The organism is Sphingomonas melonis, assembly GCF_013409985.1.
Classification (GTDB): Bacteria; Pseudomonadota; Alphaproteobacteria; order Sphingomonadales; family Sphingomonadaceae; genus Sphingomonas; species Sphingomonas melonis_A.
The window spans coordinates 495,783-517,320 of the sequence record NZ_JACCBY010000002.1 but is presented as its reverse complement, the minus strand read 5'-3'; the positions used below and the strand labels follow the sequence as shown (position 1 = coordinate 517,320).

The 21,538-nt window shown below is 69.0% G+C and carries 15 protein-coding genes; 8 read left to right on the top strand and 7 right to left on the bottom strand.

The genetic code is table 11. The features are described 5' to 3' along the window. Nucleotides 1-14: 14 nt before the first annotated feature. A complete protein-coding gene (locus HD841_RS08985; protein ID WP_179508846.1) occupies nucleotides 15-1,172 on the bottom strand; it encodes a YdcF family protein in 1,158 nt (385 codons plus the stop codon). A 2-nt stretch (nucleotides 1,173-1,174) separates the two neighbouring features. Further along, nucleotides 1,175-3,751 carry a TonB-dependent receptor gene (locus HD841_RS08980; RefSeq protein WP_179508522.1) on the bottom strand — a complete coding sequence of 859 codons (2,577 nt, stop codon included), beginning with the start codon at nucleotides 3,749-3,751 and terminating at the stop codon, nucleotides 1,175-1,177. Between the two features lie 219 nt (nucleotides 3,752-3,970). Between HD841_RS08980 and HD841_RS08975 the strand changes: the two genes are divergently transcribed. After that, the gene (locus HD841_RS08975; protein WP_257015380.1) at nucleotides 3,971-6,160 is read left to right on the top strand and encodes a TonB-dependent siderophore receptor; all 2,190 of its coding nucleotides are present in this window, start codon (nucleotides 3,971-3,973) and stop codon (nucleotides 6,158-6,160) included. Between the two features lie 10 nt (nucleotides 6,161-6,170). On the opposite strand, the gene yghU is transcribed toward HD841_RS08975, so the two are convergent. Both yghU and HD841_RS08965 read right to left on the bottom strand, forming a co-directional pair. Then, a complete protein-coding gene (yghU, locus tag HD841_RS08970) occupies nucleotides 6,171-7,040 on the bottom strand; it encodes a glutathione-dependent disulfide-bond oxidoreductase (RefSeq protein WP_179508521.1) in 870 nt (289 codons plus the stop codon). A 133-nt stretch (nucleotides 7,041-7,173) separates the two neighbouring features. Beyond that, nucleotides 7,174-7,461 (bottom strand): hypothetical protein, encoded by a 288-nt coding sequence (locus tag HD841_RS08965; RefSeq protein ID WP_179508520.1) that lies wholly within the window; start codon nucleotides 7,459-7,461, stop codon nucleotides 7,174-7,176. 140 nt (nucleotides 7,462-7,601) lie between these two features. Here HD841_RS08965 and HD841_RS08960 point away from each other — a divergent pair, with 140 nt between their 5' ends. From HD841_RS08960 to HD841_RS08945, 4 genes are all read left to right on the top strand, one after another. Beyond that, nucleotides 7,602-8,090, top strand: coding sequence for an RNA polymerase sigma factor (locus tag HD841_RS08960; protein WP_179508519.1), 489 nt, complete (start codon nucleotides 7,602-7,604; stop codon nucleotides 8,088-8,090). A 76-nt stretch (nucleotides 8,091-8,166) separates the two neighbouring features. After that, nucleotides 8,167-9,114 (top strand): FecR family protein, encoded by a 948-nt coding sequence (locus HD841_RS08955; RefSeq protein WP_179508518.1) that lies wholly within the window; start codon nucleotides 8,167-8,169, stop codon nucleotides 9,112-9,114. Nucleotides 9,115-9,217: 103 nt separating this feature from the next. Then, nucleotides 9,218-11,731, top strand: a complete 2,514-nt coding sequence (locus tag HD841_RS08950) for a TonB-dependent receptor (protein WP_179508517.1) — start codon at nucleotides 9,218-9,220, stop codon at nucleotides 11,729-11,731. Between the two features lie 26 nt (nucleotides 11,732-11,757). Further along, nucleotides 11,758-12,486, top strand: a complete 729-nt coding sequence (locus HD841_RS08945) for a TonB family protein (RefSeq protein ID WP_179508516.1) — start codon at nucleotides 11,758-11,760, stop codon at nucleotides 12,484-12,486. A 312-nt stretch (nucleotides 12,487-12,798) separates the two neighbouring features. On the opposite strand, the gene HD841_RS08940 is transcribed toward HD841_RS08945, so the two are convergent. Then, nucleotides 12,799-13,425 carry a LysE family translocator gene (locus HD841_RS08940; RefSeq protein WP_179508515.1) on the bottom strand — a complete coding sequence of 209 codons (627 nt, stop codon included), beginning with the start codon at nucleotides 13,423-13,425 and terminating at the stop codon, nucleotides 12,799-12,801. Nucleotides 13,426-13,565: 140 nt separating this feature from the next. Between HD841_RS08940 and HD841_RS08935 the strand changes: the two genes are divergently transcribed. Both HD841_RS08935 and HD841_RS08930 read left to right on the top strand, forming a co-directional pair. After that, on the top strand, nucleotides 13,566-14,489 hold the full coding sequence (locus HD841_RS08935; protein WP_179508514.1) for a LysR family transcriptional regulator: 924 nt from the start codon (nucleotides 13,566-13,568) through the stop codon (nucleotides 14,487-14,489). A 109-nt stretch (nucleotides 14,490-14,598) separates the two neighbouring features. Continuing rightward, the gene (locus HD841_RS08930; protein WP_179508513.1) at nucleotides 14,599-15,651 is read left to right on the top strand and encodes an NAD(P)-dependent alcohol dehydrogenase; all 1,053 of its coding nucleotides are present in this window, start codon (nucleotides 14,599-14,601) and stop codon (nucleotides 15,649-15,651) included. Between the two features lie 66 nt (nucleotides 15,652-15,717). On the opposite strand, the gene HD841_RS08925 is transcribed toward HD841_RS08930, so the two are convergent. Then, nucleotides 15,718-16,929 (bottom strand): alginate export family protein, encoded by a 1,212-nt coding sequence (locus HD841_RS08925; RefSeq protein WP_373562990.1) that lies wholly within the window; start codon nucleotides 16,927-16,929, stop codon nucleotides 15,718-15,720. A 260-nt stretch (nucleotides 16,930-17,189) separates the two neighbouring features. Between HD841_RS08925 and HD841_RS08920 the strand changes: the two genes are divergently transcribed. Beyond that, the gene (locus HD841_RS08920) at nucleotides 17,190-19,616 is read left to right on the top strand and encodes a TonB-dependent receptor plug domain-containing protein (RefSeq protein WP_373562975.1); all 2,427 of its coding nucleotides are present in this window, start codon (nucleotides 17,190-17,192) and stop codon (nucleotides 19,614-19,616) included. A 516-nt stretch (nucleotides 19,617-20,132) separates the two neighbouring features. Here the strand turns inward: HD841_RS08920 and HD841_RS08915 are convergent. Beyond that, nucleotides 20,133-21,512, bottom strand: coding sequence for an FAD/NAD(P)-binding protein (locus HD841_RS08915; RefSeq protein WP_373562974.1), 1,380 nt, complete (start codon nucleotides 21,510-21,512; stop codon nucleotides 20,133-20,135). Nucleotides 21,513-21,538: the final 26 nt, after the last annotated feature.

The following is a 21,538-nucleotide window of genomic DNA, read 5'->3' as shown; positions in this document are numbered from 1 at the left end:
GCGCGGCGTTCCGGTTACGGGTCGAGCGGATCGCGCGGATCGACCCGCAGCGACCGGGCAGAGGGACGGAACTCCAGTTCGGTGGGCGATAGGCGGCGACCCACGGTGCCCGGCTCGTAGCCGAGCTCGCTGCGGTTCCGCTGGGCGAAGGCAGGGCTGGCGATCGTCTCGCTCTGGCCGGGATTGCAGACGATAAGCGTGTCGCGGTCGAGCGGCGCGCCGACCGCGGCGAGCACGCGCGTCGCGTTGCGCAAATTGGTGGTGGTGTGGCGCGCATAGGGTTCGATCAGGATCGCCTCGGCGGGCACGCCATAGCGGTCGATCAGCGCGCTGCGCATCTGTTCGGCCTCGGTGAAGCGCGTCGCGCGCGGATGCGCGCGGCCGCCGGTGAGCAGGATGAAGGCGATGTCGCCGCGCGCGAACCGGTCGGCGGCGAGGCGGACATGATATTTGCCATAGGGGCTCAGCGCCGTGTCCGGCGTCTCCGGGCCGACACCCGTCAGGATCAGCGCGCTATACCGCCAGCGCGACCAGTCGAGGCCGCGCGCGCGCCGGGCGGCGGCGGCGTTGAGCCCGCCGGTGATCGGCTCGAAACCGATCGCGTCGGTGCGGTCGCTGACATCGAGCAGCGCCAGTGCGAATTCGGCGCTGGGGTCCAGCGGCTGGATCGACCGCGTGCGAGGCGTGCGTGCCAGCCAGTCCGCCGCCTGCACCCGCGCGCGCCATTCGAGCGGGTCGAGCGCGCCGGGGCCGTCGATCTGCGGATAGCGTGGCACCTGGTTGAGCGCATAGGTGCGCAGGATCGTGTTGATGCCGTCGATCTCACGCGCCGCCTGCGCACCCGCCCCGTCGTCGGCCCGGGTGGCACCGGCCGGCATCGCCGCGACGAGCGTCGCGCTTTCGGCCGGGGTCCAGACCATCGCCTGCGCGGCGCAAGCGAGGTCCTCCGCGCAGGCGGTGCGCCGTGCGGCACGGGCGGCGAGCATCGCCGCGACCCCCGGCTGCGTCTTCACCCGTTCGATCGCCCCCGGATCGGCGCCGATCGTGTCGAGCAAGGGAAACAGCCGGTGCGACAGAGCCGCGGCGACCCGGTCGCCGGCCGGCACGTCGCCAGCCGGTGTGGCGGCGGCCGGCACGCTCGCCAGCATCAGCGCCGCCGCCGCCAGCCGCATCCTCACCACGACTTGCCGACGACGAGGCGGACGTTGCGGCCGAAGATCGGGCGGCCGTAGATCGCCTCGGGGTTGCCCTGGCCATCCACCTGGTCGGTACGGGTATTGCCTTCGGTCAGGCCATGCGCGTTGAACAGATTGTCGCCGACCACCTGCAACTGCCACGTCCCGTGCTGCACCGTCACGCCCGCGCCGGTGGTGCCATATGCAGGAAGCGCCGTGTAATTGTAAAAATCGACATAGCGTTTCCCCATATACGTATAGCGACCGTAGACGGAGATAGCGTTGTCACCCAGATCGAAGTCGAAGCTCGGGCGGATATTGCCGTAGATCTTCGGCTGACGGACGATCTGCTTGCCTTCGGCCCTTGCCGGATCGGCCCCGTTCGAATTCTGGAAATTCTTGTACTTGGGATCGCTGATGGTGAGCGCGCCGTTGAGAGTGAACCACGGCGTCACGGCGAGTGCACCGTCGAACTCTATGCCCTTGACCTGTGCCTCGCCGATGAAGGGGACGTTGACGTCGCTACGCCCGGTCGTCGGGTCCCGCGCCAGGAAAGAGGCGTTTAGCGGGTCGAAATTGGTGTAGAAACCTGTAACGTACAGGTAGGATCGGCCGGCGGCGAGCTTCAGTCCCGCTTCATATTGGTCGGCGACGGTCGTGATGATCGTCGGCGTGATGTTCATGACGGTCTGCACGCTCGGCGGTGTTTCGAGGTGCGCGGCGCGGCCATAGACGCCGATATGCGTGTTGAAATCGTAATTCGCACCGACCGTCCAGTTGGTCGCGTGGGGCTTGAGCCGCTGGTTGATGATGCCGCCGGTGAACGAACGGGTGAGATCGTCGGCGATCGTCGTCGGATCGCCAAGGTTCGCGAGAGCGGTCGGCAGCGCATAGCCCTTGTAGTCGTAGCGCTCGTGACGGATGCCGGCGTCGATGCGCAGGCCGGGGACGATCTCCCACGTGTCGTTGGCGAACACCGCGATCATCTTCGCGTCGGAATTCCCCTGGGAGAGCGTTCCGGCATAGTTGAGTGCGCCATTGTCGGTGATGCGACCGATCGCCTCCCGCGCGGCATTGTAGACGACGAGGTCGAGCGTGCGCGGCCGGCTCGCGACTTCGAACAGATAGTCCTGATAGATGGTCCGGCTGCTTTCGCCATACAGGCTGCCGTACACGCCCAACTTGAGGTCGTGACTGCCGAAGCCCGTTTCGAACTTCTTGGCGACCGACAGATTGATCTGGTTCGAGTAGAATTTGGAGTGGATGTCACGGTATTGCGCCTGCATCACAAGACCGGATGCAGCGTACGGGTCGTAGATCGTGTTGGTACCGGCGAGGAAATAGCGGAACGACGCGACCGGGCCGAATGCCTGAATCGCTCGGCTCAGATAATCATTCGGCCGCGGCGCGTTTGAACTCGGAAACGCATTCGCGTCGGCCGGATTGGTCGTCGAGTACAAGGCCGTGAAATCGAGCTTGCCCATCGTGAAACCGGCCTTGGCGGAGACCAGCCAGCCGTCGAACTCGGCGTCATATTGCGTGCCGACGTTGAACATCTGCATATGGCGGCCGTCGCCCAGGTCGCTTGCCTCGTTCTGCACGACGCCGGCACCATTGCGGTAGCGCAGGTTGACGTTGCGCAACGCCGGCGAGTTCAGCGTGCCGTGGAAATAGTCGATGTAGCGATCGAGCGACACCGACGGGTTGCGCGGGTCGGCGGTCGGGATCGGCAGATAGAAGACGTTGTGGTCGTTGACGTAGTTGACGCTGACGCGCAGCGAGCCGTTGTCGAGGTCGTGCTTGATGTTGGCGCGGAACTGGCCGCCCTTGTCGTTGGGGAAGCCATTGTCGCGGTAGCCGTCGTGATAGCGGACGAACCCGCCGAGCGCATAATAGGTGCGGTTGCCGAGCGGGCCGGACTGGACGAAGTCGCCGCGATACAGGCCGGTGTCGCCGAGCGTCAGCTGGGCCTTGCCGCGCATCGTATCGCGCCCTGTAACCTCGATCGCGTTGACGATCGCGCCCGAATAGCTGGCATAGACGGGCGCGGGGCCGCCGCGGACCACCTCGACGCGCTCGGTCATCAGGTCGGGCTTGAGGAGCGCGTCGCCGCGGAAGAAGACGCCGTCATTCTCGTGGAACAGCGGCAGGCCGTCCTGCTGGAAGCTGACGAAGCCGCCGTCGTTCGGCAGACCGCGGATGCGATAGATATTCTGCACCTCGCCGCCGGTGATCTCGGTCTGGAAACCCGGCAACTGGCCGATCAGGTCGGCGAAATTGACCGGGGCGATCTTCTCCATGTCGGTCTGCGTGACCGTGTTGATCGCATAGGAGGCGTCGAAGCGGCGCTGCGCGCGGGTCGATCCGGTCACGATGATGTCGCGATCCGCCGGCTCCGGCGTAGTGGCCCCGGCCTGCTCGCTCGCCGCTGTCGTCGCGGACGTGTCGCTCGGTGCCGCATCGCTGGTCTGGGGAGTCGTGGTCTGCGGCGTCTCGGTCTGGGCCCGGGCCGGGGCGGCAAAAGCCACGCAGAGCGCGGCGAGCGCCGTGCTGGTGGCGAGAACGGATTTGGACATGGATCCCCACTGATAATCTATTGATCGGCTGATCGTCGCCGCCGTTGCGGCGTGCAGCGCCCCCTTGGTCAAGGAATGTGACATTCCCGCTTAAATGTACAAAAAACTTTCCAGTCGCCGCCGCGCCTTGCCCCCAATCCGCCGCCGTGACGCGCTGTCCGCTATTGCGAATGCTTAGCATCGGAGTAGGGCGCGCCGTTTGCAGGGGGAATGGCAGGAATGAACATGTGGGGCGGCGGCCTGGTGGTCGCGGGCTTGGCGCTGGCGTCGCCGACTGCGGCAACGGCCGGAGCGGCGGCGGGCCTCGCGCCCACGGACGATCGTCCGGCGGCGGCCGACATGGGGCAGGATATCGTCGTCACCGGCCGCGCGTCGCCCGCGCCGAAGGCTTCCGACGACCGCTACAAGCCCACCCCCGATGCCTCGACGTTGCGCTCGTCGGCGGCAACGCTCGACACGCCCCAGGCGGTCAACATCGTCCCCGCGCAGGTGATCCGCGATCAGCGTCCGCGCTATCTCGACGACGTGCTCGCCAACGTCAGCGGCATCACGCAGGGCAATACGCTCGCCGCGACGCAGGATACCGTCCTGAAGCGCGGCTTCGGCGGCAACCGCGACGGATCGGTGATGCACAACGGCATGCCGCTGGTGCAGGGCAGGGGCGTCAACGCCGCCGCGCAGAGCGTCGAGGTGCTGAAGGGGCCAAGCTCGCTGCTCTACGGCATCATGGACCCGGGCGGCGTCATCAACATCGTCAGCCGCAAGCCGCTGCTCGTCGCCGGCGGGTCGGTCGCCCTGACCGGTTCGAGCTATGCCGCGGGGCGCGCCGGCCTGCAGGCGACCGCCGACCTCACCGGCGCCATCGCCGGCAACCTTGCCGGCAGGATCGTGCTGGATCATCAGGACGAGGATTATTGGCGCGTCTTCGGCACGCGTCGCGACACGTTGATCGCGCCATCGCTCGGCTGGTACGGCCGCACCACGCAGGCGGTGCTGTGGTATGAATATCGCCGCTTCGATTATCCGTTCGACCGCGGCACCGCCCTCGATCCGCGCACGCTGACGCCGCTCGCGATCCCGCGCCGCCGCCGGCTCGACGATCCCGTCAACCGCATGTGGGGCGACAGCCATCTGGTCCAGCTCGCGGTCGATCATCAGCTCGGCGGCGGCTGGGCAGCGCATCTGGCGAGCAGCTTCAACAGCGAGGATTATGACGCCGGCCAATTACGCGTGACCGGCATCGACCCGGTCAAGACGATCGTCGCGCGGAGCAACGACGCCACGCGCGGATCGCTCAGCACCGACGCCTATGTCCAGGCCTATGCCGACGGCCATTTCGGCCTGCTGGGCGCCGAGCATCACGTCATCGTCGGGGTAGAGGGCGAATATCGCCGCTACTACCGCCGCGACCTCATCCGGCAGAAGCTGGCCTCCGTCTTCAACTATCGACGCCCGGTCTATGGTCGCGTGCCGTTCCCGACTGCGGTATCCGCGCTCGACAGCGACCAGACCGACCGGCTGCACAATGTCTCGATGTTCGGACAGGACGCGATCCACCTCGGCGCGCGCTGGATCGTCACCGCCGGCGGCCGCCTGATCGGCTTCCGCCAGCGCGCCGGCAAGGGGCGGCCGTTCACGACCAACACCGATCTCGACGGCTGGGCGTTCGTGCCGCAGGCCGGGCTGGTGTGGAGGGCGGTGGATATCGTCTCGCTCTACGCCAGCTACACGCGGTCGCTGAAGCCCAATTCGACCGTCGCACCGCTCGACGGCGGCACGGTGATCACCTCCGCCATGCCGCCCGAGCGCGGCCGCTCGTTCGAGGTCGGCGCCAAGCTCGACATGCCCGATCGACTCACCGCGACCTTGGCGCTTTACGATATCGACAAGCGCAACGTGCTGGTCCGCCAGTTCGATGCGAAGACCGGCCTCACCGACTATCGCACCGCCGGCCGCGCCGCCTCGCGCGGCGTTGAGCTCGACGTGGCGGGGCAGGTGACCCGCACGCTCAGCCTGATCGGCAGCTACGCCCACACCGCCGCCCGCACCACGGAAGACCCGCAATTCGCCGGTCGCCAGCTCGCCAACGTCGCCCGCGACACCGGTTCGCTGTCGCTCGCCTATGACGTCGGTGCGCTCGCCGGCGACGACGGGCTCCGGATCGGCGGCGGCGGTCGCCACGTCGGGCGGCGGCCGGGCGACAGTGCCAACACGTTCTGGCTGCCGGCCTATACCGTCGCCGACGCCTTCGTCAGCTACGACACGCGGCTCGCCGGACGCACCGTGTCGTTCCAGTTCAACCTCAAGAACGTCTTCGACCACACCTATTATACGTCGGCGGTCAACAGCTACGGGGTGGCGATCGGCGACCCGCGTCGCGCGATCGGCACCATCCGGTTCGCCCTCTGAGCTGACCGCGTCAGTAGGCGATCGCCTCGAAATCCTTGGCGGAGTGTCGCTCGCGCAGCACGGTGCCCGGCTCGCCGGTCGCTTTGTTGACGACGCGGCCCCGCCGCACCGCATCGCGCGCGCCGATCTCGGCGTGCCAACGGGCCAGATTGGGATAGTCGTCGAGCGCCAGGAACGTGCGCGCATCGTAGATGCCGTCGAACAACCCGCCATACCAAGGGAAGATCGCCATGTCGGCGATCGTATAGGTGTCGCCGACCATGTAGCGGCGCTCGGCAAGGTGCGTGTCGAGCACGTGCAGCTGCCGCTTGGTCTCCATCGCATAGCGATCGATCGCATATTGGATGCGGAACGGCGCATAGGCATAGAAATGGCCGAAGCCGCCGCCGACGAACGGCGCTGAGCCCATCTGCCACATCAGCCAGTTCATCGTCTCGGCCCGCGCGTGCGGCTCGGTCGGCAGGAAGGCGCCGAACTTCTCGGCGAGATAGAAGAGGATCGAGCCGCTTTCGAACAGATGGATGGCGGGGTCGACTGAGCGATCGACCAGCGCGGGGATCTTCGAATTGGGGTTCACCGCGACGAAGCCGCTGCCGAACTGGTCGCCCTTGCCGATCTCGATCAGCCAGGCGTCATATTCGGCGCCCTTGTGTCCCGCCGCGAGCAATTCCTCGAGCAGGATGGTCACCTTCTGCCCGTTCGGCGTGCCCAAGGAATAAAGTTGCAGCGGATGCGGTCCGACCGGCAGGTCCTTGTCGTGCGTCGCACCGGACACCGGACGGTTGATACTGGCGAACTGGCCGCCGTTGCTCTGGTTCCAGCTCCACACCTCGGGGGGGACATAGCCGGCAGGCTGGTTCGCGGTCGCGTCGTCGCTCATCTGGATCTCCCGTTTCGCCGCCCATATTGGAACAGCGGGGGAGGGGCGCAACGCCGTCCGCTCGATCATCCCTCGCAAGGATGACGCGGGACTCGTGCCGCCGACGGTCCTTGCGAGCGTCGGCGGCCGCGGGTCAGTTGGTCTTCACCGCCACCTTGCGATCGCCGTTCGAGCTGACCGAGGTCTCGCGCACGACCTTGTGCTTGACCGTCTTGTGGCCGACCTTGACGCCGAGCACCTTCTTCGGCCGGTGCGTCTTGCGCTTGCTGGTCTCGGTTACCTTGGTCGTGGTGGTGGCGACGCCGTCATGCACCTTGGTGTCATGATCGACCTTCGTTTCGCGCACGGTCTGCGCCATGGCCGGAACGCCGCAGGTCAGGGCGAGGGCGGCGGTGGCGGCGGCGATATGCTGGAGTTTCATCTGATGTCCTTCCGAGTGCGCCCGGCACCCGCACGGGGCCGGCCGACCCGCATCAACTCCGCGGCGGTGGTTCGGTTCATTACCGTTTCGGACGCTTCTTGATTGCGCATGACTCGCAATAGCGTTACGAGCATGTCATCGTGCGTGACCTTGCTGAACTTGATGGCCGCCTGCGCCGCTTCGTCGGCCGGCTCGCGCCGCGCGAAGAGCCGGCCGACATCGTCCAGGAGGCGTGGGTGCGCGCGCTGCCGGGCCTGTGCCGTGGGCATGTCCTCGATCCCGCCGCCTATCTGTTCCGCGTCGTGCGCAGCGTCGTCATCGACCGCAGCGCCAGGCAGCGCCGCGCCGCGCAACTGCTGGTCGACGGCGGCGACCGGCTGGAGGAGGTCGCCGACTGCACCGCCTCGCCCGAAACGCAGGCGCTGGCCCGCGACCAGATCGCCCGCATCCGCGCGCTTGCCGACACCTTGCCGCCCCGCGCCCGCGAGGCGTTCCTGATGCGCCGTTTCGAGGATCTCGATCAGGCAACGATCGCGCAGCGGATGAACATCAGCCGCGGCATGGTCGAGAAGCACCTGCGCCTCGCGCTCGCCCATATCGCGCGCCACCTCGACGAATCTGATCCGTGACGGGCACGACGAGGTCGGGTTTTGCCGCGTTCGGCCGTCTGGTCTTGCAGGGAGCAGGATCGGAAGGACCGGGATCATGACGCGCCAGACGCCACGCGACGCAGCGCTCGACGACGCCGCCGCGCATTGGGTGGTCCGCGTCGATGCGGGGCCGCTGTCGCGCCGCGAGACCCGCGCCTTGGCCGCATGGCTGGCCGCGGACCCTGCGCATGCCGCGGCCTATTATCGGTTCGCGGCAGTCCTGCTGCCGGAGCGCGCCAGGCAGGTGCCGCCACGCCGCTCGCGCCGCAATGCCCGTGCTGCGCCATGGCGGCCGCGGCGTCTCGCACTTGTGGCCAGCGCCGCCGCCGCCGCGCTGGCGGTGCTGATCCCCGCCGGCGACATGCTCCGGCTGCGCATGCAGGCGGATGCAATCACCGCGACCGGCGAACGGCGCGTGATCCGGCTGCCCGATGGCTCCCGAGCCTGGCTCTCGCCACAGACCGCCCTGGCATGGCAGATGCACGCCGACCGCCGTGACATCCGCCTGTTGCGCGGCACCGCGGAGTTCGCCGTCCGTCGCGATCCCGCACGTCCCTTCGCGGTCGAGAGCGGCGCCGGCCGCGCCATCGCGCGTGGCACCGCCTTCATCGTGCGGCGCGGCACCGCCGCGACCGAGGTCGATGTCCTCCAGCATCGCGTCGAACTGCGCACCGGTCGCGGCGGGACGTTGCTGCGCGAGGGGTGGCGAGGGCGCTATGCCGCCGACGGCACGCTCGCGCCCGATGAGCGGTTCGATCGCGACGCCGCCGCCGCGCTGCTGCGTGGCCGCCTGATCGCCGACGATCAGCCGCTCGGCAGCGTGATCGAGGCGCTGCGCCCCTATCTGCATGGACGCATCCTGCTGTCGCCGGCTGCAGCGGCGCGGCGCGTCAACGGCGTCTACGATCTCGATCATCCGCAGGCGGCGCTGGCGCTGCTCACCGGATCGCTGTCGCTGCACCGCCTGGACCTCGGCGCGGTGACGATCGTCTACGCCGACTGATTTTTGCGCGCCGCAAGGTCGGGTGATCCGCCCCTCGTTCGTCTTCCGTAACGGTAATGACAATCATTAGCGTTATGGGGGTTGTATGACACGATTTGGTAGAGTGATCCGCGGGGCGTTGGTGCCGGCGGTGCTCGCGACGTCGGCGACGATGTCGGCAGGGGTGGCGCAGGCGCAGCAGGCGGCGGAACAGCCGCGCGCCTTTCATGTCGCCGCCGGGCCGCTGGCGCAGGCGATGCGCCGGTACGCCGAGCAGGCGGACGTGCAACTCTCCTATCCGGCCGAACTCGCGCGCGGCAAGCAGAGCGCCGGGGTGAGCGGCACGTTGCCGCGCGAGGAGGCGCTGGCGCGGCTGCTCGCGGGCACCGGCCTGCACGGCCGGCTCGAGGGCCGATCGCTGACATTGCTGCCTGACACGACGGCACAGGCGGATACTGACGGCGACCATGTCGCGCTCGCCACGCTCCACGTCGCCGGCGCACCGGACGATGCCGCCGGCCATGGTACCTCGGGGGCCCGGCGGGAGGAGGCGGACCGTCCGTTCCGTACCCCCGCCTCCGCCGCGTACGTCTCGCGGGACGATATCGAGCGTATCCCGCCGACCGCGCTCGGCGACATCCTCAAGACCGCGCCCGGCGTGATCTCCAGCGGCGCCAACATCGGCAACACGCTCGACATCAACATCCGCGGCCTGCAGGGCGCCAGCCGCGTCGCGATGCTGGTCGACGGCGCGCAATCGGCCAGCTCCGACTATCGCGGCTATACCGGCAGCAACAACCGGCTGTCGGTGGACCCGGAACTGATCGGCGGTATCGAGATCGACAAGGGGCCGACCGGCGGCGCGATGGGTGCTGGCTATACCGGCGGCGTGGTCAATGTCTCGACGCTGCGCGCCGACGATCTCGTGCCGGAAGGCCAGCATTATGCGCTGCGGCTGCGCGGGAGCATCGGCAGCAACACCGTGGCGCCGCCGCCAATCGGCGCAGCATGCGGCATCTTCGGCGAGAAGGATCAGACGTTCCTGCCGCGCTTCCGCGACAGCGACTGGCCGGCGTTCCGCAACCACTTCGGCAGCATCGCGCTCGGCATGCGGTCCGATCGCGTCGACATGGTCGTGGCGATCTCGCAGCGCGATCAGGGCAATTACTATTCCGGGCGCCAAGGCGAAGAGCGCGCCGGCGAATATGCGCTGGGCGAGGAGGTGCTCAACACCAGCCAGCACACCACCTCTGGCCTGATCAAGACGGTGCTGCACCTGGCGCCGGCACACAGCCTGGAGCTTGGCTATATCCGGTACGACAGCACGTACGGCGAATCCTGGGAAAGCGAACTCTTCTGGCGTTCGGGCAAGAACCAGAAGGCGGAGCAGATGGCCAAGACGGATACCTACACCGCCAAATACCATTTCAAGCCGTCCGGTCAGTCGCTGATCGATCTCACCGCGCAGGCGGCGGTGGTCGACAAGATCGAGACCAGCATCGCCTCTGACGGACCGTTCCACACCCGCAACACCGACGCCTCGATCGTCAACCGGTCCGTCGCCGAACTGCCGGGCGAGGCGGTGCTGACCACCAGCAACGGCGTGTCGATGTCGCTGGAGAGGGGGCGCGACGATGCCACCGAACCCGAGGAGCTGGTCAACCCCAACGGCGAGCGACGGATGACCAGCCTGTTCAGCGACACCAGCATCGCGGTCGCCGACTGGCTGAAGCTCGATGGTAGCGCCCGCTACCTCTATTATCATCTCCGCCGCGACCTTGCCGATGACGACCCCCGCGGCACCCCCGAGATGCGCGCCGTGCGCCGGATCGGCAGCGGCCACGGCACGACGCTGTCGGGCGCGATCACCCTGTCGCCGTTCCGCGGGATCGGCCTCTATGCCAGCTACGCCGAGGGCTTTCGCCCGGTCAGCCTGCGCGAATGGACGATGGGGATGGCAGGCCTGTATCTCGTCCCCAATCCGAACCTGCGGCCCGAACGCGCGCATAACGTCGAGATCGGCGTCAACGTCCTGCGCAACGGCCTGCTGTTCAGCGACGACCATCTGCGGCTGAAGGTGGCGCGGTTCGACAATCACAACACGGACTATGTCATCCGCACCGAGTGCAAGAAGCATGTCTGCACCGAGGGCGGCTACAAATGGTGGCGCACGCCGTACAATATCGATCACGCCGACTTCCGTGGCTATGAGGTGAGCGGCAGCTATGACACGGGGCGGCTCTTCGCCGAGGGCGCCTATACCCGCTACGATCATGTCGAATATTGCATGACGGAGGATCAGTGCGACGAGAAGCCGTTCGTCTCCGACTACCAACGCGTCTATGTCCCACCGCGCTATTCGGGCAGCGGCACGCTCGGCGTGCGCCTGTTCGACCGCGCGTTGACGCTCGGTGGCCGCGTCAACGTCTTCGGCGCACGCGTCACGACGGAGGCGGCGCGGACGTTCGACCGCGAGACGATCTGGGGCGCCTTCGTCCAGTTCCAGCCGTGGGCGACGACGCGGCTCGACCTCAGCGCGGAGAATATCGGCGACCGCTTCTACTATGACATCATGTCGACGACCTGGGTGCCCGCTTCGGGCCGGACGATCCGGCTGACGCTCACCCAGCGGTTGTGAGCGGGGCCGGCGAGGGGCGGGATCGCATGATCCCGTCCGCACCGTCACGCTACGGCGGCTGCCCCCGCTGCCGCCAGGCAGGGCGGCTGTGCACCGCGATGCTGCTGCTCGGCGTGGCGGTCGCGGTGCAGCTGCGGCTGCGCGAGCCCGACCCCGTCCGCACGCCGCCGCCGACGCTGATGCTGTTCAACATCGACGCGGCGCCACCGGCCTCTCCGCCGGTGCCCGTGCAGCCGAAGCAGGCCAAGCAGGTGACGCCACCGCATCCGGCGAGCCCGCCGGTGCGGCCGGTGGTCGCGACGTCCCTGGACGCGCCGGTGCCGGTCGTCCGCACCGTCGTGCCGGTCGCCGCCGCGATCGAGCGTGCACCGCCGACGCCGCCGTCGCCGCAACCCGCGCCGCCACCCGCCGCGCCGCCGGTCCCCGATGCGCCGCCGGCACCCGCTGCGGCGGGATCGAGCGCGACGAGCTGGGAGGGGCAGGTGCTCGCCCGCCTCGCCAAGGTGAAGGCCTATCCCGAAGCCGCCCGCCGCGCGGGGATCGAGGGCATCGTGCTGGTCCGCTTCACCGTGGTGCGCGACGGCGCGCTGCTCGGCGTCGCGCTCGCCGCCTCGTCCGGTTCGCCGATGCTCGACCATGCCGCGACCGCCGCCGTCACCCGCGCTGCGCCGTTTCCCCCGATCCCGCCGGCACGACCGGACCGGATCGAGCTGACCGTGCCGGTCAGTTTCTCGCTGTCGTCGGTGCGCAGCTAGGCGGGACATTCAAGCATAAGAGGAAACGCCTGTCTCGCCAGATCAGTCCTATCGCATAGGCACATTCGCTTGGGTCCGCCGCCTTCCAATCCCACCCCGTCACCCCGGACTCGTTCCGGGGTCCACTCTGCGGCGAGAAGAAAGGCGTGGTGCGACACCGTTCTCTCGCGGCCCGGTGGACCCCGGAACGAGTCCAGGGTGACGGGTTAGAGGAGGATGCCGATCGAACCTCACCACCGCAATTGTAGGCGGCTGCCCCCCCAAGCCGGGGAGAGGAAGTGTCATACTCCACCAGCTGAACGGCGATCCGGCCTAGGCCTTGGCGCGGAGCAGTGCCGCGCCGAAGCCGACGAAGATGAGGCCGGTGACGCGGTTGAACGCGCGCTTCACCGACGGGCGGGCGAGATGCGCCGACAGCGACCGTCCGCCCATCGCATAGACGCCGTACCAGAAGCACTCGAGCGCCGCGAAGGTCGCGACCAGGATCGCGAACTGCGGTGCCTGCGGCTGCGCGGGATTGACGAATTGCGGCAGGAAGGCGGCGGCGAACAGCAGCAGCTTGGGGTTGCTGATGCCGATCGCGAAGCCGCCGCGGAACAGCGCCGCGAGCGACACCGTGCGCGGCAGCGCGCCCGTCCCGACGTCGATCGGGGCGACATCGGCGCGCCAGGCCTTGATGCCGAGGAAGATCAGATAGGCGACGCCGGCATAGCGCAGCACCTCGAACGCGCCCGGCAGCGCGAGCAGCAAGGTCGTCAGCCCGGCGGCCGAGGCGGCAAGCACCAGCACCAGCGCGGTCAGGCAACCCGCCATCGCGGCGACGCTGCGCTTCGGCCCCAGCTCGACGCTGCGCGACAGGATGTGCAGCATGTTCGGTCCCGGCGTGCCGCACAGCAGGAACACCGCGCCGACGAACAGCCACCAGCCATGAAGCGTCACGTCATCCTCCTCGTCCGGACCCCGCGCCGCGGGTGCGGCCGCTCTGCCCCGGCGCGGCGGCGGAGGCAATGGGCCGCCCGGCTGGACGCCGCCGTCCCGTGGACCTAGGCGCGGCGCTACCGGCAACAGGGGTTTGCACCATGGCATTGCCCAATCGGGCCGATCTGGCCGACTTCACCTATGTCCTCGCGATCGCGCGACATCGCAGCTTCCGCCGTGCCGGACTCGAGCTCGGCGTCAGCGCCTCGGCGCTCAGCCACGCGCTCAAGGCGCTGGAGACGCGGCTCGGCGTGCGGCTGTTCAACCGCACCGCGCGCTCGGTGACGCCGACCGCCGCCGGCGACCAGTTGCTCGCCGCCATCGATGCGCCGTTCGCCGCGATCGGCGAGGCGGTCGAACAGCTCAACCGCTTCCGCGACGCACCCGCCGGCCACATCCGGCTGAACGTCGTCGCCGATGCCGCGCCGCTGCTGCTCGGCCCGGTGATGCCGGTGTTCATGGACCGCTATCCCGACGTGCACGTCGATATCGTCGCCAGCAACCGCATGGTCGATGTCGTCGCCGAGGGGTTCGACGCCGGCATCCGCTACGGCGGCACCGTGCCGGAGGATATGATCGCGCAGCGGCTGTCGCCGGACCTGCGCTGGGTGGTCGCGGCGTCCCCGGCCTATCTCGACCGGTTCGGCACGCCGCAGCGGCCCGAGGATCTCGTGCGGCATCGCTGCATCGGCATCCGGCTGGGCGACGACCGCATCTACCGCTGGGAGTTCGACGGCCCCGACGGCGAGACCGCGATCACCGTCGACAGCCAGATCATCGCCAACGAGACCGCGAGCATGACCGCGATGGCGGTGCACGGCGCCGGGCTCGTCTATGGCACCGAGCCGATCTTCGCGCCCCATCTGGCGAGCGGCGCGCTGCGGCTGGTGCTGACCGACCATGCCGTCGCCGGCCCCGGCTTCTGCCTCTATCATCCCGGCCGCCGCCAGATGCCGACCGGGCTGCGCCTGCTCGTCGACCTGATCCGCGAGCTGCGCCCGCTCGGCGACTGGCAGCATGGATGAAGCCGGCTCATCGTTCCATGTACCGGCGCGGCGGTGCCGTCGGCCCGGCGCGGACCCTATCTTCCGCACGACGCGCCCAAGCGGCGCTTGCAGATCAGGGGACCAACCGATGACCGTCAAAGCCTATGGCGCCACTGCCGGCGACAAGCCGCTCGCACCGCTCGCGATCGAGCGCCGTACGCCCGGCGCGCACGACGTGCAGATCGACATCGCCTATTGCGGCGTCTGCCATTCCGATTTGCATCAGGTCCGCGGGGAATGGGCCGGGACCATCTACCCCTGCGTTCCGGGGCACGAGATCGTCGGCCGGGTGAGCGCGGTCGGGGCCGAGGTCGGCAAGTTCGCCGTCGGCGATCTGGTCGGCGTCGGCTGCATGGTCGACAGTTGCCAGCATTGCCCGTCCTGCGCCGAGGGGCTCGAGCAATATTGCGAGAACGGCTTCGTCGGCACCTATAACGGCCCGACCCCCGACGCGCCCGGTCACACGCTCGGCGGCTATGCCGAGACGATCGTCGTCGACGACAAGTTCGTGCTGCGCATCAACCATCCCGAGGAGCAGCTCGCCGCGGTCGCGCCGCTGCTGTGCGCCGGCATCACCACCTATTCGCCGCTGCGCCATTGGAACGTCGGGCCGGGCAAGAAGGTCGGCATCGTCGGGATCGGCGGCCTCGGCCATATGGGCGTCAAGCTCGCGCATGCGATGGGCGCGCACGTCGTCGCCTTCACGACCTCGGAGGGCAAGCGCGAGGCCGCCCGCGCGCTCGGCGCCGACGAGGTGATCAACTCGCGCAACGCGGAAGAGGTGGCGGCGCACGCCAACAGCTTCGACTTCATCCTCGACACCGTCGCCGCGAGCCACGATCTCGACATGCTCACCAATCTGCTGAAGCGCGACGGCACGCTGACGCTGGTCGGCGTGCCAGAGCATCCGCATCCCTCGCCGTCGGTCGGCCCGCTGGTGTTCAAGCGCCGCGCGATCGCCGGTTCGCTGATCGGCGGGATCGCCGAGACGCAGGAAATGCTCGACTTCTGCGCCGAGAAGGGCGTCGTCGCGGATTTCGAGATGATCCGCATCGACCAGATCAACGACGCCTATGACCGGATGCAGCGCAGCGACGTGAAATACCGGTTCGTGATCGACAATGCGACGCTGAACGGCTGAGCCGCGGCGGCGGGCAGAGGCGAGGGGCGATGCCGCTCGTCTCCTCGCCCGCCGATGCGCGTGGGCCTACAGCGTCCAGTCCATCTGCAACCACATTTTGCGCGTGTCGGTCGCGAACCGGTCGGCGCGGTAGTCGGCGTAGCGGATGCTGGCGACCGTCCGCCCGATCTTCGCCTGCGCCAACAGGTCGATCTCGTTGCCGTAATGCCGCACCAGCCGGTCGCTCTCGAAACGGTGGTACACCGCCTGCAGGCTCACCGCCTTCAGCGCGCCGAGCTGCTTCCAGCCCCAGCCGGCGCTGCCGTAGAGATCGCGGATGCCGTCGGGCGGCGTGGTGGTGAGCTTGTCGGCCCAGCCCTGGAATTTGAAGATCGAGGCGAGCGGTGTCTGGAAGCTCGCCAGCGTCGCGCCGCGGCTGCGCCCGGTCCCGGCGCCCAGCACCTCATAGCCCGCGCCGAGCTTCGGTCCGGCCAGGTCGAGCCCGACATCCGCCAGCCAGTAATCGGCGGCATAATCGTTGGGATTGCGATGATAGTCGGACTGGCGCGCATGGCTCGCCGTCCACGCCAGCGTCGCCTTGCCGAAGCCGTGCGACCCCGCCAGCCGCGCGCCATAGGTCTGGCTCGACAGCCGGTAGCCCTGGACGACCGCCTCGTCCTGATCGACCAGATAGGCATAGCCGCTCAGCGTCCCCACCGGCGTCGCCACGCCCAGCGTCGCAAACACATTGTCGCCGCTGACCGCCTGCTGCCGCGCGCCGGCGCCGTCGATGCCCCACACCGTCCGCACCCCCCAGGCATAGGTGACGTCGGCCTTGACCCCCTTGATCGGCGTCAGCTCGGTGCGCACCGCGTCGAACGTCTGGCCGTTGTTGCGGATCGCCGCCGCGCCGACGAAGCGTTCGTCGTCGAGCTGGATGCGCTGGCGCCCGGCGGTCACGGTCAGCGCGCTGCTGCGATATTGCAGCTGCGCACGGTAGAGCGCGATGCTCTGGGGATCGCTGATCTGCGGGCGCAGCGCCGCCGACCCGGCGAGCCCGTCATAATAATCGCCGACGATCGCCAGATTGCCCTGCGCCTCGGCCAGCGCGGTCCAATGGCCTTCGCTCGCCTGGAGCCCGGCGCGGACGCGGGCGGTGACCGCGTCGGACCGGTCGGGCAGGCCGTCCTGCGCGACATGCTCGTGGCGCAGCCGCGCCTCGACCAGCGGCGTCAGCGTCTGTGCCGCGGCCGGCCCGGCCGTCGCCGCGACGACCGGCAGCAGCGACAGGAAAGAGATTGCGCGCATCGTTCGTCCGACACCCCCGTTCGGCCACGCCCCCCGCGCGCCTTCGCTCTATCCTAGCCACGTGCGCGCGCCCGCGGCCAGAGCGCCCGCGTGAAAAAATGCGGCGGGAAGGGCGCTTGCGCTTCGTTCGTCCCGCGGCACGCCTCGCCACAGCCTCACCCCCGGCAAAGTTTTTCTTCGCCCGTAACCATAGACGGGATCGGCTATGCTGCACTGCACGCGCCAGAGCGCACCGATACAAGGGGTTGACCGTGACGATTATCAGCGAACTTCTGCTCGCGGCGAGTTCCGCCGCGCTCGCGACGCAGGCCGCGCCCGCGCCGGCGCAGCAGGACCAGCCCCCCGCCGTCACCGAGCCGGCGCAGGTCGCGCCCGTCGCCGATGCCGCAACCCAATCCAATGAGGGCGACGACATCATCGTCACCGGCACCCGCACCGCCGGCCGCACCCGCCTCGACAGCATCGCGCCGGTCGACGTGCTGAGCGGCGCCAGCCTGCAGCGGCAGGGGACGACGGAGGTCGCCGCGGCGCTCGCCAATGTCGCGCCGTCGATCAACTTCCCGCGCGCGGCGGCGACCGATGCCACCGACGCGGTCCGCCCGGCGACGCTGCGCGGCCTGTCGCCTGACCAGACGCTGGTGCTGATCAACGGCGTGCGCGGTCATGCCTCCGCCTCGCTCAACACCAACGGCTCGGTCGGCCGCGGTTCGGCGGCGGTCGATCTCAACACGATTCCCGTCGCCGCGCTCGACCGGGTCGAGGTGCTGCGCGACGGCGCGTCGGCGCAATATGGCTCCGATGCGATCGCCGGCGTCGTCAATCTGCGGCTGCGTGAGGCGCGCAGCGGCGGCGGCGCCTCGGTCACCTACGGCTTCTACGATACGCAGGTCGATACCGCGCGCGGCAGCCGCCATGTCACCGGCGAGAACAACGTCACCGCCTCGGCGTGGCAGGGCATCGGCTTCGGCAGCGACGGCTTCCTGACCGTGACCGGCGAATATAACCGGCGCCAGCCGACCAACCGCGCCGATTTCGATCCGCGCGTCACCCCGACGCGGGTGACCGGCCGGTTCGGCGATCCGGCGCTGGAGCAATATACCGTCTTCGCCAATGCCGGCACCTCGCTCACCGACAGCTGGAACCTGTACGGCTGGGTCGGCTATCAGGACCGCAACGTCGAGGGCACGGCCTTCCCGCGCCTGCCCGGCGTCACCACCGGCTACAATGTGGGGACGCTGTATCCCAACGGCTTCCTGCCGATCATCAACACCAAGTCGGTCGACCTCAACTCGGCGCTCGGCCTGCGTGGCGACGTGGCGGGGTGGAACGTCGACTTCAACGTCAGCTATGGCCGCAACCGGCTGGCGTTCCGGACGCGCAACAGCGCCAATTTCGCCGCGGGCAATGCCTCTCAAACATCCTTCTTCGACGGCCGGCTGATCTACGACCAATGGGTCGCCGGGCTCGACGTCACCCGCCGGTTCGACGTGTTCCAGTCGCTCAATGTCGCCTTCGGTGTCGAGGGCCGGCGCGAAGGCTATAAGATCGAGGCGGGCGAGCCCGCCGGCCAGCCGGTGTCCCGCGTCTCGGCCGGTGCGCAGGGCTTCCCGGCGCTGACGTCGGCCAACGCACTGGAGCGTTCGCGCCGCAACGGCAGCGCCTATCTCGACCTCGAAGCGCAGCTCACCGACGCATTGCTGTTCGGCATCGCCGGCCGGTTCGAGGATTATTCGGACTTCGGCTCGACTGCCAACGGCAAGGCGTCGTTGCGCTACGACGTGGCCAAGTGGCTGGCGCTGCGCGGCACGGTATCGACCGGCTTCCGCGCACCCTCGCTCCAGCAGCAATATTTCACCTCGACCGCGTCGGTGGTGCAGAACGGCATCCCGTTCCTGACCGCCACCACCCCGTCGACCAGCGGCCTCGGCAGTGCGCTGGGCGGCGTTCCGCTCGATCCGGAGAAGTCGACCAACTTCTCGGCGGGCACGGTGATCCGCTTCGGCGGGTTCGACCTGTCGATCGACGGTTATTATATCAAGCTGCGTGACCAGTTGGCGCTGTCGGAGAACATCAACGCCGCGTTCAGCCCGGCCGTCGCCTCGCTGCTTGATCCCTATGGCGTCACCGCCGCGCGCTTCTTCATCAACGGCCTGCGCTCGAACACGCAGGGCATCGATGCCGTCGCCCATTACCGGCTGCGCACCGCGGGGGCAGGGGCGTTCGACTTCACGCTCGCCGGCAACGTCAACAAGGTCGAGATCACCGACGTGCCGACCTCGACCGCGACGCTCAACCCGGCGCCGACGCTGTTCGCGCGCAGCCGCGTGCTGACCGTCGAGCAGGGGACGCCCGGCGAGAAGCTGACGGGCACGATTGACTGGTCGCTCGACCAGCTCGGCGCGCTGGCGCGCGTGACCTATTATGGTGACGTCAACCAGCCCGGCAGCACGCCCGCCGACGACGTGCGCACCGGCCGCCACGCGATCACCGACCTCGAATTCCGCTATTCGGCGCCGCGGGGCGCGCAATTCGCGCTGGGCGTCAGCAACCTCTTCGACGTCTACCCCGATCGCACCATCCCGCGGAACAACACCACGGGGGTGATCGGCTTCCCCTATTACTCGCCGTTCGGCTTCAACGGCCGCTATCTCTACGCCCGCGCCGGCCTGAACTGGTAAGGGACGGGCGCGCCCGCTTCCGTCATCCCGGTGCGGGCGCGACCTCTGAAAAACGCCCCCGTCATGCCGGACGTGTTCCGGCATCCACCGTTCCGCAGAGGCGGAAGCTGTTGATCTCGCGACGCGGCGGGCCCCGGACCACGTCCGGGGTGACGATGCGTTCCGGGCAACATCGAGGCTTTCGCGGAGGTCTCGTGCAGGCGGGGGTGGCGGGAGCTTCGTAACCCTTCGCCATCCGGGGGCGCAGGCGGCCTAGGCCGGATCGACATTCAGGCCAATTCCTCTCCCGCCAGCGGGAGGGCGGTCGCCTGTGGCTCCGGTAATGAGGTTCGTGTCGGCATCCTCCTGGTATCCGTCACCCCGGACCCGTTCCGGGGTCCACCACGACACAAAAGATTGGAACACGTCCGGGGTGACGGGGTGGGATAAGAGGCGGCGGACTCAAGCGAACGTCCACACGATAGCCTTGCCCTGCCGGGGCAGGCGTTATCTCGGAAGCCTGAATGTCGATCCCGCCTAGAGTCCCTCGCCGCCGACCCATTGCGCATGCGCCAGCCGCCGGGCGAGCGTCCAGTTCTGCTGGCGGATATCCGGCACCGCGACGACTTCCCACAATCCGCCGCGAGTCATCGGCCCGATGCAGAACAGCTGCGGGTCGGCGCGGCCGTCGCTGCCGATCACCTGCGACTGCGCGTCGACGTCGAGGCCGATCCGCAGCGGGTCGGGCCGGATCAGTCCCTTGGCCAGCAGGTTGCGCAACAGCGGCTCGCCGGAGCGCATCAGATCGCCCTGCGGCCCGGTGCAATTGACGATCCGCGCCACCCGCGTCTCCACCTGTGCCTCCGACCCGCGCGGTCGCCAGCACAGCCGCGCGCCGCTGCCGTCCGCGGTCGCCGACACCAGCTTGCCCGCGGCGAAGGACAGTCGTCCCGCGGCGCACAGCGCGTCGATCCGCGCCGCCACCGACGGCGCGAGCCGGTGCCGGTGCACGTCCCAATAGGGGCGCAGATGGCGCAGGAAGCGGGCGCGCATCGTCGCATCCGCCGCACCCCACATCATCTGCGTGATCGGCCGCAACTCGTCGACCGCGGCGCGCCAGCCGACCGCCGCGGCGCGCTGGCGCACGTGGCGCACCAGCCGCGACAGCGTCCCCGCCGGCCGCTCGCGCAGCCCCGGCTGCGGCGGGGTGTCGGCATGCGGCCGCGGCACCAGCCCGCGCCGCGAGATCGCGGCGATCCGCCCGCCGAAGCCGGCGGCGTCGAGCAGCAGCGCCGCGTCGACCGCGGTCAGCCCGGTGCCGACCAGCACCACCGTGTCGTCGGGTCGCAGCCCTTCGGCGATGTCGCCCGCCCACGGATCGGCGCGATAGCAGCCCGTCGGCAGCGCCGCCGGATCGAGTCCCGGCGGCGTATGCGGCGGCAGGTTGCCGATCGCCAGCACCGCCACGTCCGCCGCGATCGTCCCGCCGTCGGCAAGCGACAGCGTCACGCCGCCGTCGGTCTTCGCCAGCGCCGCGACGGCGCCGTCGATCATGGTGATCCGCCCCGGATGCGCCGCCACCGCGGCATCGAGCATCTCGCGCAGGTAGGCGCCATAGGTGCGGCGCGAGACGAAGGTCTTGGCGTCGCCAAGCCCCTGCGCCTCCAGCCAGCGGACGAAATGACCGGGATCGTCGGGCAGCGCGCTCATATTGCCCGCGCGCACGTTGAGCAGATGCTCCTCGTGCGCCGCGCTATAGGCGACGCCGCGCGCCATCTGTGTCGGCCGCCGCTCGATCAGCGTCGCGCGCGGCCCGTCGTGGCGCATCAGGTTGATCGCCAGCAGCGTCCCCGAAAAGCCGCCGCCGATGATCGCGACATGATCGCCGGCTTGGATCGCGTCGGTCGTCGCTGTCACTGGCCTGTCTCCTGCAAGCCCGCCCC

Bases quoted from the DNA above. Each gene is read 5' to 3' on its own strand.
- HD841_RS08945 (WP_179508516.1), top strand. From the start codon at position 11,758: ATGATCCCGTCCGCACCGTCACGCTACGGCGGCTGCCCCCGCTGCCGC.
- HD841_RS08935 (WP_179508514.1), top strand. From the start codon at position 13,566: ATGGCATTGCCCAATCGGGCCGATCTGGCCGACTTCACCTATGTCCTC.
- HD841_RS08980 (WP_179508522.1), bottom strand. From the start codon at position 3,751: ATGTCCAAATCCGTTCTCGCCACCAGCACGGCGCTCGCCGCGCTCTGC.
- HD841_RS08975 (WP_257015380.1), top strand. From the start codon at position 3,971: ATGAACATGTGGGGCGGCGGCCTGGTGGTCGCGGGCTTGGCGCTGGCG.
- HD841_RS08985 (WP_179508846.1), bottom strand. From the start codon at position 1,172: ATGCGGCTGGCGGCGGCGGCGCTGATGCTGGCGAGCGTGCCGGCCGCC.
- HD841_RS08930 (WP_179508513.1), top strand. From the start codon at position 14,599: ATGACCGTCAAAGCCTATGGCGCCACTGCCGGCGACAAGCCGCTCGCA.
- HD841_RS08965 (WP_179508520.1), bottom strand. From the start codon at position 7,461: ATGAAACTCCAGCATATCGCCGCCGCCACCGCCGCCCTCGCCCTGACC.
- yghU (WP_179508521.1), bottom strand. From the start codon at position 7,040: ATGAGCGACGACGCGACCGCGAACCAGCCTGCCGGCTATGTCCCCCCC.
- HD841_RS08955 (WP_179508518.1), top strand. From the start codon at position 8,167: ATGACGCGCCAGACGCCACGCGACGCAGCGCTCGACGACGCCGCCGCG.